Annotated in this window: 16 protein-coding genes; 10 read left to right on the forward strand and 6 right to left on the reverse strand. The window is 74.3% G+C overall.

Features of this window, described 5'->3' with window-relative positions:
* Window positions 1-187: 187 nt before the first annotated feature.
* The 9 genes from KPF22_RS12355 to KPF22_RS33100 are packed head-to-tail and all read left to right on the forward strand — an operon-like array spanning window position 188 to window position 7,512.
* Window positions 188-640 (forward strand): heme-binding protein, encoded by a 453-nt coding sequence (locus KPF22_RS12355; RefSeq protein WP_224402122.1) that lies wholly within the window; start codon window positions 188-190, stop codon window positions 638-640.
* Window positions 637-1,497, forward strand: coding sequence for an MIP/aquaporin family protein (locus KPF22_RS12360; protein WP_224402123.1), 861 nt, complete (start codon window positions 637-639; stop codon window positions 1,495-1,497). Before KPF22_RS12355 ends, KPF22_RS12360 begins: the two co-directional genes overlap by 4 nt.
* Window positions 1,494-1,919 carry a diol dehydratase small subunit gene (locus KPF22_RS12365; protein WP_062395983.1) on the forward strand — a complete coding sequence of 142 codons (426 nt, stop codon included), beginning with the start codon at window positions 1,494-1,496 and terminating at the stop codon, window positions 1,917-1,919. The genes KPF22_RS12360 and KPF22_RS12365 overlap by 4 nt, the downstream gene beginning before the upstream one ends.
* A 3-nt stretch (window positions 1,920-1,922) precedes the next feature.
* Window positions 1,923-3,644, forward strand: coding sequence for a propanediol/glycerol family dehydratase large subunit (locus KPF22_RS12370; protein ID WP_208822371.1), 1,722 nt, complete (start codon window positions 1,923-1,925; stop codon window positions 3,642-3,644).
* Window positions 3,641-4,216, forward strand: a complete 576-nt coding sequence (locus tag KPF22_RS12375; protein ID WP_208822368.1) for a propanediol/glycerol family dehydratase medium subunit — start codon at window positions 3,641-3,643, stop codon at window positions 4,214-4,216. Before KPF22_RS12370 ends, KPF22_RS12375 begins: the two co-directional genes overlap by 4 nt.
* 11 nt (window positions 4,217-4,227) lie before the next feature.
* Entirely contained in the window at window positions 4,228-6,096 is a 1,869-nt protein-coding gene (locus KPF22_RS12380) for a diol dehydratase reactivase subunit alpha (protein ID WP_208822366.1), read from the forward strand.
* Window positions 6,093-6,512 carry a glycerol dehydratase reactivase beta/small subunit family protein gene (locus tag KPF22_RS12385; protein WP_208822364.1) on the forward strand — a complete coding sequence of 140 codons (420 nt, stop codon included), beginning with the start codon at window positions 6,093-6,095 and terminating at the stop codon, window positions 6,510-6,512. Before KPF22_RS12380 ends, KPF22_RS12385 begins: the two co-directional genes overlap by 4 nt.
* Window positions 6,509-6,727, forward strand: coding sequence for a hypothetical protein (locus KPF22_RS12390; protein WP_224402124.1), 219 nt, complete (start codon window positions 6,509-6,511; stop codon window positions 6,725-6,727). The genes KPF22_RS12385 and KPF22_RS12390 overlap by 4 nt, the downstream gene beginning before the upstream one ends.
* Window positions 6,724-7,512 (forward strand): (2Fe-2S)-binding protein, encoded by a 789-nt coding sequence (locus KPF22_RS33100; RefSeq protein ID WP_208822360.1) that lies wholly within the window; start codon window positions 6,724-6,726, stop codon window positions 7,510-7,512. The genes KPF22_RS12390 and KPF22_RS33100 overlap by 4 nt, the downstream gene beginning before the upstream one ends.
* A 40-nt stretch (window positions 7,513-7,552) precedes the next feature.
* Here KPF22_RS33100 and KPF22_RS12400 read toward each other — a convergent pair whose 3' ends face one another.
* Genes KPF22_RS12400 through KPF22_RS12410 form a run of 3 tightly spaced genes read right to left on the reverse strand, consistent with a single transcriptional unit; the run spans window position 7,553 to window position 10,257 of the window.
* Window positions 7,553-8,290 (reverse strand): DUF4191 domain-containing protein, encoded by a 738-nt coding sequence (locus tag KPF22_RS12400; RefSeq protein WP_062395977.1) that lies wholly within the window; start codon window positions 8,288-8,290, stop codon window positions 7,553-7,555.
* 45 nt (window positions 8,291-8,335) lie between these two features.
* The gene (lipA, locus tag KPF22_RS12405) at window positions 8,336-9,340 is read right to left on the reverse strand and encodes a lipoyl synthase (protein ID WP_062395976.1); all 1,005 of its coding nucleotides are present in this window, start codon (window positions 9,338-9,340) and stop codon (window positions 8,336-8,338) included.
* Window positions 9,337-10,257, reverse strand: a complete 921-nt coding sequence (locus KPF22_RS12410) for an SDR family NAD(P)-dependent oxidoreductase (protein ID WP_208822357.1) — start codon at window positions 10,255-10,257, stop codon at window positions 9,337-9,339. Before KPF22_RS12410 ends, lipA begins: the two co-directional genes overlap by 4 nt.
* A gap of 85 nt (window positions 10,258-10,342) precedes the next feature.
* Between KPF22_RS12410 and KPF22_RS12415 the strand changes: the two genes are divergently transcribed.
* Window positions 10,343-11,275 carry an LLM class F420-dependent oxidoreductase gene (locus KPF22_RS12415; RefSeq protein WP_208822355.1) on the forward strand — a complete coding sequence of 311 codons (933 nt, stop codon included), beginning with the start codon at window positions 10,343-10,345 and terminating at the stop codon, window positions 11,273-11,275.
* A gap of 18 nt (window positions 11,276-11,293) precedes the next feature.
* Here the strand turns inward: KPF22_RS12415 and lipB are convergent, their stop codons facing one another.
* The 3 genes from lipB to KPF22_RS12430 are packed head-to-tail and all read right to left on the reverse strand — an operon-like array spanning window position 11,294 to window position 14,179.
* The gene (gene lipB, locus KPF22_RS12420) at window positions 11,294-12,016 is read right to left on the reverse strand and encodes a lipoyl(octanoyl) transferase LipB (RefSeq protein WP_208822353.1); all 723 of its coding nucleotides are present in this window, start codon (window positions 12,014-12,016) and stop codon (window positions 11,294-11,296) included.
* A gap of 10 nt (window positions 12,017-12,026) precedes the next feature.
* A complete protein-coding gene (locus tag KPF22_RS12425; protein ID WP_208822351.1) occupies window positions 12,027-13,292 on the reverse strand; it encodes an NAD(P)/FAD-dependent oxidoreductase in 1,266 nt (421 codons plus the stop codon).
* Complete coding sequence (locus KPF22_RS12430) at window positions 13,289-14,179, reverse strand: TIGR01777 family oxidoreductase (protein ID WP_224402125.1); 891 nt, start codon at window positions 14,177-14,179, stop codon at window positions 13,289-13,291. The genes KPF22_RS12425 and KPF22_RS12430 overlap by 4 nt, the downstream gene beginning before the upstream one ends.
* Window positions 14,180-14,282 lie beyond the last annotated feature (103 nt).

The following is a 14,282-nucleotide window of genomic DNA, read 5'->3' on the forward strand; positions in this document are numbered from 1 at the left end:
GCGTGGCCGCCGTCGCTGCGGCCGGCGGGGCCACCTGGTCGACGCCGCGTCGGCGACCGGCCCAGTCGACGCCGCCGCACCGGCGCCGACTGGGCCGTACGGCCCTCTCCGGAGGGTGTGGGGGTGGGGGTGAGGTAGGGAGAGTCCTCATATCTGTGCGGGTGACCGCGCTCATAGCGTCCTCGTCGTGGCCCGGTACGGACCCGGGCAGCTCGACTCGACGAGGAGTGAGGCCCGGATGCAGCGACTGACCCTCCAGGACGCAGAGAAGGCGCTGGCCGCCGGACTGGCGAAGGCGACCGAGATCGGCCAGCCGATGAACGTGGCGATCGTGGACGACGGCGGCCACCTGCTCGCCTTCGCCCGCCAGGACGGCGCGATCCGCGCGAGCATCGACATCGCCCAGCGCAAGGCGCGCACCTCGATCCTGATGAACCTGCCGACCGCGGCGCTGACCCCGCTGGTACAGCCCGGTGCCGAGCTCTACGGCCTGGAGCACACCGCCGGTGGCATGGTCATCTTCGGCGGCGGCATCCCGATCCACCGCGACGGTGAGCTCGTCGGCGCGGTCGGGGTCAGCGCCGGCTCGGTGGAGCAGGACGTGACGGTGGCCGAGGCCGCCGTCGCGGCACTCGCGTGAGCCGCGGGGACGCCGGCGAGCTCGCAGCCGAGTTCGCCGGGACCTTCGTCCTGATCCTCATCGGCTGCGGCACCGTCGCCCAGGTCGTGACCTCCGAGGGCGCCAACGGCGACTGGGGCACCCTGGTCTGGGGCTGGGGCGTCGCGGTCACCATGGGCGTCTACATCGCCGGCCGCGTGAGCGGGGCCCACCTCAACCCGGCCGTCACCCTGGCGCTGGCCGTGTTCAAGGGCTTCGCCTGGCGCAAGGTCGTGCCCTACTGGCTGGCCCAGACGGTCGGCGCCTTCCTCGCCGCCCTCGTCGTGCGGGCCGTCTACGCCGGCCCGATCGCGGCGGTCGACCCCGGCCACACCGTCGCCACGCAGACCATCTTCTCGACCCTGCCCGGCGAGCACGTCACGATCTTCGCCGCGTTCGGCGACCAGATCGTCGGCACCGCCCTGCTCGTCTTCGTGATCTTCGCGCTGACCAACGCGCTCAACAACCCGCCCGGCGCCAACATGGCGCCCTTCATGATCGGTTTCCTGGTCGTCGGCATCGGCATTGCGTTCGGTGCCAACGCCGGCTACGCGATCAACCCGGCCCGTGACCTGGGCCCCCGACTCGCCTCGTTCGTCACCGGTTACGACACCGCGTTCGTCACCGCCGCCGGCGTCCCGTACTGGTGGCTCCCGATCGTCGCCCCGCTGCTCGGTGGCCTGATCGGAGGCGGCGCCTTCGTCCTGCTGGTCGAGCGCTTCCTCACCCCGGCCGAGCTGGAGGCCGCCGCGACCGGCGAGACCCCCGTCGGCCGCGTCCCGCACCCGCAGGCCCCGGTCGAGCAGCCCGTGGCGTCCCGCCTGGAGGAGACCCGATGAGCACCACCCTCGGCCCCACCGACTACCCGCTGTCCGTGCAGCGGCCCGACCTGCTCCGCACCCCGACCGGCCGGCCGCTGGCGGAGGTCACCATGGCCGCCGTCGTGTCCGGGGAGATCCGCAACGAGGACCTCCGCATCTCGCCCGAGACCCTGAAGCTCCAGGGCGAGATCTCCGACTCGGTCGGCCGCCGCCAGCTCGCCGAGAACATGCGGCGCGCCGCCGAGCTCACCGCCGTCCCCGACGAGGAGGTCCTCGCGATCTACAACGCGCTGCGGCCCCGCGCCTCGTCGGCCGCCCGGCTCGCGGAGATCGCCGACCGGCTGGAGAACGACTACGCCGCCGCCACCTGCGCCGCGCTCGTCCGCGAGGCCGCGCAGGTCTACGCCGCCCGCGACCTGCTCGCCCGCGAAGGAGACTGACCGATGACCAGCACCCTCCCCGAGGCGGGCACCCCGGCGACCGGGGCCCGGACCTCCAAGCGCACCGACATGCTCGAGTCCCGCCCGGTCAACCTCGACGGCTTCGTCGAGGAATGGCCGGAGAAGGGTCTCGTCGCCATGGAGAGCGACTTCGACCCGCAGCCGAGCGTCCGCGTCGAGAACGGCGTGATCGTGGAGATGGACGGGCGCGAGCGCTCCGAGTTCGACTTCATGGACACCTTCATCGCCGACCACGCGATCGACGTCGAGGTCGCCGAGCGGGCCACCGCGATCCCCTCGACCGACATCGCGCGGATGCTCGTCGACCCGGGCGTGACCCGGGCCGACCTGCTCGACATCACGCGCGGCCTCACCCCGGCCAAGCTGCTCGACGTCGTCAAGCTGCTCAACGTCGTCGAGATCATGATGTCGATGCAGAAGATGCGGGCCCGTCGCAGCCCCGCCAACCAGGCGCACTCCACCAGTGCCCGGGACAACCCCATCCAGGTCGCGGCCGACGCCGCCGAGGCCGCGCTGCGCGGCTTCGCCGAGATGGAGACGACCCTCGGCGTACTGCGCTACGCCCCGCTCGTCGCCATCGGCCTGCAGGTCGGTGCCCAGTCCGGGCGCGGCGGTGTCATCACCCAGTGCGCGCTGGAGGAGGCCACCGAGCTCGACCTGGGCATGCGCGGCATCACCGGCTACGCCGAGACGATCTCGGTCTACGGCACCGAGTCGGTCTTCGTCGACGGCGACGACACCCCGTGGTCGAAGTCGTTCCTCGCCAGCGCCTACGCCTCCCGCGGCATCAAGATGCGCTTCACCTCGGGCACCGGGTCGGAGGTGCAGATGGGCAACGCCGAGGGCCGCTCCATGCTGTTCCTCGAGATCCGCTGCATCCTGATGGCCAAGGGCGCCGGCGTCCAGGGCCTGCAGAACGGCTCGATCAGCTGCATCGGCGTCCCGGGCGCGGTCCCGGGCGGCATCCGGGCCGTCGCCGCCGAGAACCTGGTCTGCAACATGGTCGACCTGGAGTGCGCGGCCGGCAACGACCAGTCGTTCTCGCACTCGGCGATGCGCCGCACCAGCCGGCTCATGCCGCAGCTGTTGTCCGGGCAGGACCTGGTGTGCTCCGGCTTCTCCGGCGTGCCGAACTCGGACAACATGTTCGCCGGGTCGAACCTCGACGTCGAGGACTACGACGACTGGAACACCATCCAGCGCGACCTGCAGATCGACGGCGGCCTGCGCCACGTCCGCGAGCCGGAGATCCTCGCGGTGCGCGAGAAGGCGGCCCGCGCGATGCAGGCCGTGTTCGCCGAGCTGGACCTGCCGCGGATCACCGACGAGGAGATCGAGGCGGCCACCTACGCCAACTCCAGCGCCGACTACCCGCTGCGCGAGGTCCTCGAGGACCTCAAGGGCGCCCAGTCGGTCATGGACCGCGGCATCACCGGCCTCGACCTGGTCAAGATCCTGGAGCGCACCGGCTTCCACGACGTCGCGGAGAACCTGCTGCAGGTCCTGCGCCAGCGCGTGTCCGGCGACCTGCTCCAGACCTCGGCGATCCTCGACGAGAACTTCGTCCCGCAGGCCGCCATCAACGACGCCAACGACTACGCCGGTCCCGGCACCGGCTACCGCCTGACCGGCGACCGGTGGAACGCCCTGAAGAAGCTGCGCCACGTCACCAGCGCCGAGAACCCCGAGGAGGAGGTCTCGTGAGCACCGCTACCGAGAACCCGTTGTCGCTCACCGAGATCGGGCCCGCCGAGCGCGGCACCCGGCCCGACGAGGTCGTCATCGCGGTGTCCCCGGCGTTCGCCGGGTTCTTCACCCGCACGATCGTCGACGTCCCGCACGCCGAGGTGCTGCGCCAGCTCATGGCGGGCATCGAGGAGCAGGGCGTGACGTCGCGGCTGATCCGGGTGTGGGACACCGCCGACCTGGCGGCCATCGCCCACACCGGCGCGAAGCTGTCCGGCTCCGGGATCTGCGTGGGCCTGCTGTCGCGGGGCACCACGATGATCCATCAGAAGGACCTCGCCCGGCTGTCGAACCTGGAGCTGTTCCCGCAGTCCCCGCTGCTCGACGCCGAGGTGTTCCGCGGCATCGGTTCCAACGCCGCGCAGTACGCCAAGGGCGAGTCGCCGCAGCCGGTGCCGACCCGCAACGACCAGATGGCCCGCCCCCGCTGGCAGGCCAAGGCGGCGCTGCTGCACCTCAAGGAGTTCGAGCAGATCCGCAACGGGGTGCGTCCGGTCGAGGTCGCCCTCGGCGCACCGGTCGCAGGCTGAAGGAGACACAGGTGCACGGGACGGACGGCTCGCGGCTGGTCGTGGGCGTGGACATCGGCAACTCGACGACCGAGGCCTGCGTGGCCTCGATCGACGCCGGCGGCCGGGTCACCTACCTCGGGACCGCCCTGACCCGCACCACCGGGGTCAAGGGGACCCCGGACAACACCGACGGCGCGGTGACGGCGGTCCGCCGGGCCCTGGAAGGGGCCCGGCGCTCCGCCGACGAGCTGGACGAGGTCCTGCTCAACGAGGCGACACCGGTGATCAGTGGCCTCGCCATGGAGACGATCACCGAGACGATCATCACCGAGTCCACGATGATCGGGCACAACCCGGCGACGCCGGGCGGCAGCGGGATCGGGGTCGGCGTCACCGTCGCGGTGGAGGAGCTCACCGGCCCCGGTCCGGTCCCCGGGGGACCGGTGATCGCCGTCGTCGGGCGCGGGTGGGACTTCGACCGCGTCGCGCGGGTGCTGAACGACGCGCTCGGACGCGGCCTGGAGCTGGTCGCTGCGGTGCTGGCGCAGGACGATGCGGTGCTCGTCGCGAACCGGATCGACGTCTCGATCCCGATCGTCGACGAGGTCGGCGCCGTCGAGCGGGTGCCGCTCGGCATGTCCGCGGCGGTGGAGGTCGCCCTGCCGGGGCGCACCATCCGGACCCTGTCGGACTCCTACGGCCTGGCCACGGTGTTCGGGCTCGACCCCGACCAGACCCGGCAGGTCGCGCCGGTGGCGCGGGCGCTGACCGGGAACCGCTCGGCCGTCGTCGTCCGGACCCCGGCCGGGGACGTGACCGACCGCCGCGTCCCGGTGGGGGAGCTGGTCCTGACCGGGGCCGGCAAGACCCTGCGGGTCGACGTCGACGCCGGCGCCGACGAGATCATGGAGACCCTGGCCCGGGTGCAGCCGCTCGACGACGCGACCGGCCAGCCCGGCACGCACGTCGGCGGGATGCTCGCCCAGGTCCGGGACACGATGACCGACGTGACCGGGCAGCCGGCCGGGGAGATCCGGATCCGCGACGTGCTGGCCATCGACACGTTCGTCCCGCGCGAGGTGCGGGGCGGGCTGGCCGGTGAGGTGTCGCTGGAGAACGCCGTCGCGCTCGCCGCGATGGTGCGCACCAGCCGCAGCCGGATGCAGGTCGTCGCCGACCAGGTCGCCGAGACGCTCGGCTGCTCGGCCCGGATCGGCGGCGTCGAGGGCGAGATGGCGGTCCGGGGGGCGCTGACCACCCCGGGCACCGACACGCCGATCGCGATCCTCGACATGGGCGGCGGCTCCACCGACGCGGCGCTGCTGCTGCGGGACGGCACGTGCACCGCGGTGCACGTCGCCGGCGCGGGCGAGCTGGTCACCAAGCTGATCGACTCCGAGCTGGCGCTCGACGACCGTGAGACCGCCGAGCAGGTCAAGTGGTTCCCGCTGGCCAAGGTGGAGAGCTTCTTCCACATCCGCCACGAGGACGGCTCGGTGCAGTTCTTCACCGAGCCGCTGCCCTCGCACGTGTTCGCCCGGGTCGTCGTCATGACCCCGGACGGGCCCGTCCCGGTGACGACGCGGCACTCCATCGACCACGTCGTGCGGGTGCGCCGGGAGGCGAAGCGCCGGGTGTTCGTGGTGAACGCGCTGCGGGCGCTGCGCCAGGTCGCCCCGAGCGGGTCGCTGCGCATGCTCGACTTCGTCGTGCTGCTCGGCGGGTCCGCGCTGGACTTCGAGATCCCGCAGATGATCGCCGACGCGCTCGCCGGGTCGGGCGTGGTCTGCGGTACCGGCAACGTGCACGGCACCGAGGGCCCGCGCAACGCCGTCGCCTCCGGTCTGGTCGACGCGCACGCGAGCTCGCTGGTCAGCAGCGGGGAGCCGGCGGCATGAGCCACCCGGGCCCGGCGTCGGCCCCGGAGCCGCCGTCGGTCGTCGTCGGGCACCACCCGGACATCCCGGACCCGGTGCTGCGCGAGGTGCTGGCCGGCGCCGAGGAGGAGGGTGTCCCGGTCACGACCTGGCCGGACCCGGACGCCGTCGGGGGCCCCGACGGCGTCGTCGCGCTGGCCCACCGGGCGGCGCAGCGGTCCCGGCTCGACGTCGGCGTCGGGATCGACGCCGACGGCTCCGTGGTCGTGCACCACACCAAGCTGCCCGCAGACCGGCCCGCCTTCACCGAACCCGGTCCGGAGCCGGCCGGCCCGGAGGGGACCGGGGACCGGCCGCACGGGCGCCGCGCGGGCGCGGCGGCGGCCCGGATCGTGACCGGGCTGCCGCTGCCCGGGCCGGCCGGTGCCCGGCCGTGACGCGCCTCCCGGCCGCGGCGACGGCGACGGGACGGGCGACCGCGCGGAGCCTCCTCTGGCTGACGGTGCTCGCCGCGCTGGTGGCGTCGTCGACGGCGGCGCAGGCGCTCGCCGTCGTCGCCGCTGCGGGGGCGGTGCTGTGGGTCGGACCGGTCGCCGGGACCCTCACGAACGGCTCGACCGGGACGATCCGGGATGCGAGGCTTCCCCGGTGACCACGGAGCACACCGACATCGCGCGTCCGGCCACCACCCCGCCGGTGAGCGACGTGCTGGCCGGGCTCGCGGCGGTCGGGCCGTTCTTCGAGCTCCTCGACGTCACCGAGGAGCGGGCCGGCGGACGGTCGGTCCGCCCGTTCGCCGCCGTCCTCGCCCCCGACGCGCTGCTGGACCGGGTCGAACGGACCCGGGTGGCGCTCGGGGCCGAGCCGCCGCTGGGCCGGCGGATCGCCGCGTCGATCGCGGTGCAGGGGCTCGCGGCGAAGCTGCTGTCCGGGCCGGTCGCGGCGCTGGCCCTGCACGGTGTCCTGGTCGACCTGCGGCCGGAGACGCTGTGGTGGTCGGCCACGCCGCTGGGCGACGTCGTCGCGCTCGACCCGCCCCGGGTGGTGCGCTGCCCGTTCCCCGGGCCGGACGCGCTGGCCCCGCTGGTCGACGACGTCCTCACCCCGCTCGTGGAGATCGCGGGCGAGCGGTTCGGGGTGTCCGGGACGGTGCTGTGGGGCAACGTCGCGTCGTCGGTCGCGGGTGCCAAGCGGGTGCTCGACATCCAGCGCCCCGACGCCGCGGACGCCGTCGCCGCCGTCGCCGCGGACCTGCTGGAGCACCCCCGGCTGACCGGTACGGGGGAGCGGCGGGCCCCGGTGGCGCCGGACCACGCCTGGACGTTCCGGCGGCGGTCCTGCTGCCTGTACTACCGGGTGCCCGGCGGCAGCACCTGCGCCGACTGCGTCCTGGCGGACCTGCGCGGCGAGCCGGCGTCCGGCGACCCGACCGACTGACCCGGTGGCCCGGCCGGCGGCGGTGTCAGCGGCGGCGGGGTCAGCGGCGGCGGACGGTGCGCTGGATGCTGCGCATCTTGGCGCCCTGGGGCATCGGCCCCTTGGGCATCGCGGCCGAGCGGCTGCCGAGGGCGTTGAGCTTGCCCTCCAGGGAGTCCATCTCGGCGGCGGAGATGTTGCGGGGCAGCTTCATGAGGTGGCGCTGCAGGCCCTTGAGCGGGACCTGACCCTCCTCGTTGCCCACGATCACGTCGTAGATCGGGGTGCTGCCGGCGACCCGCGCGGTGCGCTTCTTCTCCTGTGCGAGCAGGGTCTTCACCCGGTGCGGGGCCCCCTCGGCGACGAAGATGATCCCGGGCCGCCCGATGACCCGGTGCACCGCGTCGAGGTGGGTGGTGCCCGCGATGCCCTGGGTGATCCGCCACTGGCCGCGCATGTTGTCCAGCGCCCAGCCTGCGGCGCCCGGCTGCCCGTCGGCCTTCACGTAGATCGACTTCTGGACGCGGCGGCCGAAGATGCTGAACGCGGCCAGCGCGCCGATCAGGATGCCGAAGGGCACGAAGAACCAGACGAGGCCGAGGAGCCACCCGATGAGCGTGACGACCACGATCGACCCGACGAACACGCCGATCATGATCGGGAGGAGCTTGGAGTCCTCCTTGCGCTGCATCTGGAACGCCTGCCAGATCTGCTGGCGACGCTGCTTCGACGCGGCCTTCTTCTGGGCCTTGAGCGCCTTCTTCTCTTCGGGCGAGGGCTTACGGGGCTTGCCGGGCATGTGACCAGCCTACTTCCGACCGGTGATCGACGGTGCGAGGAGGTCTCAGCCGCGTGCCAGCAGGGAGCTGGCCTCCTGCGCGGCCGGGCCGGAGTCGGCCAGGTGAGCCAGGGCGGGGGAGAGCTCCTCGCCGCGGTGGGCCACGGTCTGGGCGTAGAGCCGGCCGGCCCGGTAGGACGAGCGCACCAGCGGCCCGGCCATCACGCCGGCGAAACCGATCTGCTCGGCGGCCGTCGAGTGCTCGACGAACTCCTCGGGCTTGACCCAGCGCTCCACCGGGTGGTGGCGCTTGGTCGGGCGCAGGTACTGGGTGATCGTGATGATCTCGCAGCCCGCGTCGTGCAGGTCCTGCAGCGCGGAGGTGACCTCGTCGGGGGTCTCGCCCATGCCGAGGATCAGGTTCGACTTGGTGACCAGACCGAACTCGCGGGCCTTGGTGATGACCTCGAGCGACCGGTCGTAGCGGAACGCCGGGCGGATCCGCTTGAAGATCCGCGGGACGGTCTCGAGGTTGTGCGCGAACACCTCGGGGCGCGACTCGAAGACCGGGGTCAGCTGGTCGTCGATCGAGTTGAAGTCCGGGGCGAGCAGCTCGACGCCGGTGCCCGGGTTCAGCTCGTGGATCTTGCGGACGGTCTCGGCGTAGAGCCAGGAGCCGCCGTCGTCGAGGTCGTCGCGGGCGACGCCGGTGACGGTCGAGTAGCGCAGGCCCATCTGCTGCACCGACTCCGCGACCCGGCGCGGCTCGTCGGTGTCGAGGTCGGCCGGCTTGCCGGTGTCGATCTGGCAGAAGTCGCACCGCCGGGTGCACTGCTCCCCGCCGATGAGGAACGTCGCCTCCCGGTCCTCCCAGCACTCGTAGATGTTGGGGCAACCGGCCTCCTCGCACACCGTGTGCAGGCCGCCCGACCGGACGAGACCCTTCAGCTCGGTGTACTGCGGACCGGTCTTGGCGCGGGTGCGGATCCAGGACGGCTTGCGCTCGATCGGGGTCTCGCTGTTGCGGACCTCGAGGCGGAGGAGCTTGCGGCCTTCGGGTGCGATGGTCACGGGTCCAGCCTACGCCCGGGGTCCGGTGTGATGCCGGTCGCGGCGGCCGTGACCTGCCACAACCTGCCCGCGAGCACCGGGTCCTGCGCGGCCGCCGAGCGCCGTGCCGGACCGGCGGGGCCGCGGGCCTCCCCGAGCCCGGTGGGGCCCAGGTAGTCGCCGCCGTGGACCGGCCCCGTCACCGCGGCGAGCTGCGGCCCGACACCCTCGGACACCGGGGAGGTGAGCCGGCGCTCCCACGGGGCGAACAACCGCGCCTGCAGCGTCGCGCCCCGCCGGAAGGAGTTCGCGAGCAGCGACGACTCGGTCATCCCCGGGTGCGCGGCGACCGAGAGCACCGGGTCCCCGGACAGCCGCAGCCGCCGGTCCAGCTCCGCGGCGAACAGCAGGTTCGCCAGCTTCGACGCTCCGTAGGCCGCGTTCGGGGACCAGCGCCGGCGCCGCCACCCCAGGTCGTCGGGGTCGAGCCGGCCGGTGCGGTGGCCCAGGCTGGACGTCGTGACGACCCGCGACGGCCGCTCCGGGTCGCCGGCGGCCCGCAGCGCGGGCATCAGCAGCCAGGTCAGAGCGGCCGGCCCCAGGTGGTTGGTGCCGATCTGCAGCTCGAAACCGTCCGCGGTGTCCGCACGCGGCCCCATCGCGACGCCCGCGTTGTTGACGAGCACGTCCACCCGGTCCCCGGTGCGCTCCCGGATCTCCGCCGCCGCGGCCCGCACCGAGCCGAGGTCGGCGAGGTCCAGCAGCACCAGCTCACCACCGGCCCCGCGCACCGCGGCGCGGCCGCGGGTCACGTCGCGGGCGGTCATCAGCACCCGGGCCCCGGCCCGGGCCAACGCGGTGGACAGCGCGAGACCGAGCCCGGAGGTCGTGCCGGTGACGACGACGGTCCGGCCGGTCTGGTCGGGGATCGGGTGCACGACGCGACCGTAGCGAGCGGGCCCCCGCGGCCGCCGCCGGTGGTCGGGCGGCGCGGGCGGGCCGGTGCGGCTAGCGTCGCGCCCCGTGGACTTCCGGATCTTCACCGAGCCCCAGCAGGGCGCCCGCTACACCGACCTCCTGCGGGTCGCCCGCACCACGCAGGACGCCGGCTACGACGCGTTCTTCCGCTCCGACCACTTCCTCGCGATGGGCGACGGCAGCGGCCTCCCCGGCCCGACCGACGCCTGGGTGACCCTCGCCGCACTCGGCCGCGAGACCGAGCGCATCCGGCTCGGCACCCTGGTCACCAGCGCGACGTTCCGGCTGCCCGGACCGCTCGCCGTCGCCGTCGCGCAGGCCGACGAGATGTCCGGCGGCCGCGTCGAGGTCGGGCTCGGCTCGGGCTGGTTCGAGGCCGAGCACCGGGCGCTGGGCATCCCGTTCCCGCCGCTGGCCGAGCGCTTCGAGATCCTCACCGAGCAGCTGGAGATCCTCACCGGGCTGTGGGCGACCCCGCTCGGCGGTCGCTTCACCCATCAGGGACGGCACTACACCGTCACCGACTCCCCGGCGCTGCCGCGCCCGGTGCAGGACGCGCCGCCGGTGATCGTCGGCGGGATGGGGAGGAGGAAGACACCGGCGCTGGCCGCCCGGTTCGCCACCGAGTTCAACGTGCCGTTCCAGCAGCCCGAGGCCGTCGCCGCGCAGTTCGGCCGGGTCCGCGACGCGTGCACCGCCGCCGGGCGCGACCCGGGCTCGCTCACCTACTCGGTGGCGCAGCTGCTGTGCCTGGGCAAGGACGACTCGGAGGTCGACCGCCGCGCGGCCGCGGTGGGCCGCGACGCCGCCGAGGTCCGCGCGAGCAGCCTCGCCGGCACCCCCGGCGAGATCGTCGACCGGCTCGGCCGCTGGGCCGAGATCACCGGCACGACCCGGGTCTACCTGCAGGTCCTCGACCTGTCCGACCTCGCCCACATCGAGGACTTCGCCGCGACGGTGGTGCCCCAGCTCGCCTGAGGCACGGGGGCCGGGGGATCAGCCCAGGCCGGACATCAGGTCGACCTGGCGGACGACCGGGTGCTCGGCCACCGGCAGCCGGCCGTCGAGCGCGTCCAGCACCGCGGCGGCCGCCGGGCCGGCGACCTCGTCGACGGTCACCTCCCGGTCCAGCTCCGCGGTCAGGGTGGTGACGCCGGCGTCGGCGATCCCGCACGGCACGATCTTCCCGAAGTCGCCCAGGTCGGCGTCGCAGTTGATCGCGAATCCGTGCTGGGTGACCCCGCCGGCGATCCGGACGCCGATCGCGGCGACCTTCCGCTCGGGGGTGAAACCCTGCGCGGGCAGCCAGACGCCGGAGCGCCCCTCGACCCGGCCCGCGCTCGTCACGCCCAGGTCGTGGCAGACCCGGATGAGGGCCTCCTCCAGGCGGCGGACGTAGTCCACGACGTCCATCGGCTCACCGAGGGCGACGATCGGGTAGCCGACGAGCTGCCCCGGCCCGTGCCAGGTGATCCGCCCGCCGCGGTCGACGTCGACGACCGGGGTGCCGTCGGTGGGCCGGTCCTCCGGACGGGTGCGCCGCCCCGCGGTGTAGACGGGCGGGTGCTCGAGCAGCATCAGCACGTCCGGCCCGCCGTTCTTGCGGGCCTCGGCGTGCGCCTTCTGGGTGTCCCACGCCGCCTGGTACTCCACGCGCCCGAGCCGGTCGACCCGGACGTCGTCGGTTCCGGCGCGGCAGGACAGATGCGGTGCGGGCATGGCGGCGAGCTTACGCCGCGCCCAGCCGGGCGAGGACGGCCTGCGCGGCCCGGCGGCCGCTGACCAGCGCACCCTGGGTGGACGGGGTGTCGCGGTGGTCGCCCGCGACGAACAGGTTCTCCCCGAGGTCGACGTCGCGGCGCACCGGGCGCCCCGCCTCGAACAGCGGCAGCGCCTCGTCGACCTGCGCGGTGTGCAGATGCACCCAGTCGTCGGTGCCGACACCCCAGATCCGGGCCAGCTCGCGGCGCACCGCGGGCTCGTCGACCCCGGTGGGCCCCGGGGTCCCGACGATCGAGGACGCCACCAGCGGGCGCCCGTCGGCGGAGTAGCCCGGCGCGGCCGCGGTCATCACCATCGTGTTGACGACCGGCCCGCCGGTGCCGTCCAGGTGCAGCAGCGGGGAGGCCGTCGGGGCCTGCGGCGGGACGTGGAAGAACGTGGTCAGCGCGTTCATCCGCGGCTCGGCGACCCCGGGCAGCAGCGCAGCGGCCGTCCTCGGGTCCGCCGCGACGACGACCGCCCGCGCGGACAGGGTGCCGTCGTCGGTGTCCAGGGCGGGTGCGGGCCCGCCGCGCACGGCGTGCACCCGGGTCCCGAGCGTCACGGTGCCCGCGGGCAGGGCCGCGGCCAGCCGCCGGGGCAGCGCTTCCATACCGTCGTCGGGCACGACGATCGTGCCGAGGGCGAAGCTGCGCCACACCAGCCGCACGAACGCGGCCGAGGTCTCCAGCGCGGTCTCGGCGAGCACCCCGGACAGGAAGGGGCGCAGGAACCGGTCGGTGACCGCGCCGCCGAGCCCGGCGGCGTCGAGGTCCCGGGCGGCGGAGGAGTCGACCAGCGTCGCGGTCCGCGACGGCGGCGAGGCCAGCACCTTCGCCGTCCACGCGACGAGCTTGGCCTTCTCGATCGGGCCGAACAGGTCGTCCAGCGCGGTGGCCGGGGCGGACGCCGGGCGGCGCAGCGGGTTGACGAAGCGGTGCAGTTCGCCGTCGCCGGCCCGGATGGCGGCACCGGGCTCGAAGGGCCGCGCGGCCAGGGTGTCGAGCCCGTGCGGGGCGAGCGCGGCGTGCAGCGCCGGGTAGGAGGTGTTGAGCACCTGGAACCCGCGGTCGCAGCGGAACCCGTCGACGACGTCGGTCGCCATCCGCCCGCCGACCCGGTCGGCGGACTCCAGCACGCGCACGGTCAGCCCGTGCCGGTGCAGCACGGTGGCCGCGCGCAGGCCGGACAGGCCCGCCCCGACCACCAGGACGTCGACGTCGGACGGGATCATGACCCGACCGCGGCCGAGAGCGCGTCGCCGACGGTGTGGTGGCGGAACTGGAACCCGGCCTCGAGCAGCGCCGCAGGCACCGCCCGCTGGCCGCCGAGCAGCATCTCGCGGCCCATCTCGCCGAGCACGGTGGAGACCACCGGGCCGGGCACCGGGAACGGCGCGGGCCGCCCGACCGCCGCGGCCATCTCCTTGGTGAACTCGGCGTTGGTGACCGGCACCGGGCCGGTCACGTTCGCCGGGCCGGACAGGGCCTCGGTCTCGACGGCGAACCGGATCGCCGCGACCTGGTCGTCGAGGGAGACCCACGGCATGAACTGGGTGCCCTTGCCGATGCGCCCGCCGAGGAACCCCTTGAACAGCGGGCGCAGCATCGCGAGCAGCCCGCCGGAGGGGGACAGGACCAGGCCGGTGCGGACCAGCACCACCCGGGCGCCGGCGTCCACGGCGGGGGCGGCGGCGGCCTCCCAGTCCCGGCACACGTCGGCGAGGAACCCCGAGCCCGACGGCGCGGACTCGTCGACGACGACCTGGCCGGTGTCGCCGTAGTAGCCGACGGCCGAGCCGCTGACCAGCACCGGGACCTTGTGCCGGGCCACGGCCTCGGCGAGGACCTCGGTGGGGACGTTGCGCGAGTCGCGGATCAGCTGCTTGCGGGCGCCGGTCCACGGCCGGTCGGCGATGCCGGCGCCGTTGAGGTTCACGACCGCGTCGGCGCCGTCGAGGGTGCCGTCCTGCACGGTGCCGGCGGGCGGGTCCCAGCCGCGCTCGTCGGGGGCGGCGGGGGTGCGCCGCACCAGGCGCAGCACCTCGTGCCCCGCGCCCCTCAGGTGGGCGACCAGGGCTGTTCCGATCAGTCCGGACGAACCGGCCACGACGACTCGCACGGCCGCGATCCTTCCCGGTCCCGGGCGGACGCGCGAGCCGGACATGCCGCGACCATCGTCACCCGTTCACCCGGACCGGTGACGACGGCGGCCCGCCCCGGGT

It is taken from the genome of Pseudonocardia sp. ICBG1034 (genome assembly GCF_020131375.1).
Lineage (GTDB): Bacteria > Actinomycetota > Actinomycetes > Mycobacteriales > Pseudonocardiaceae > Pseudonocardia > Pseudonocardia alni.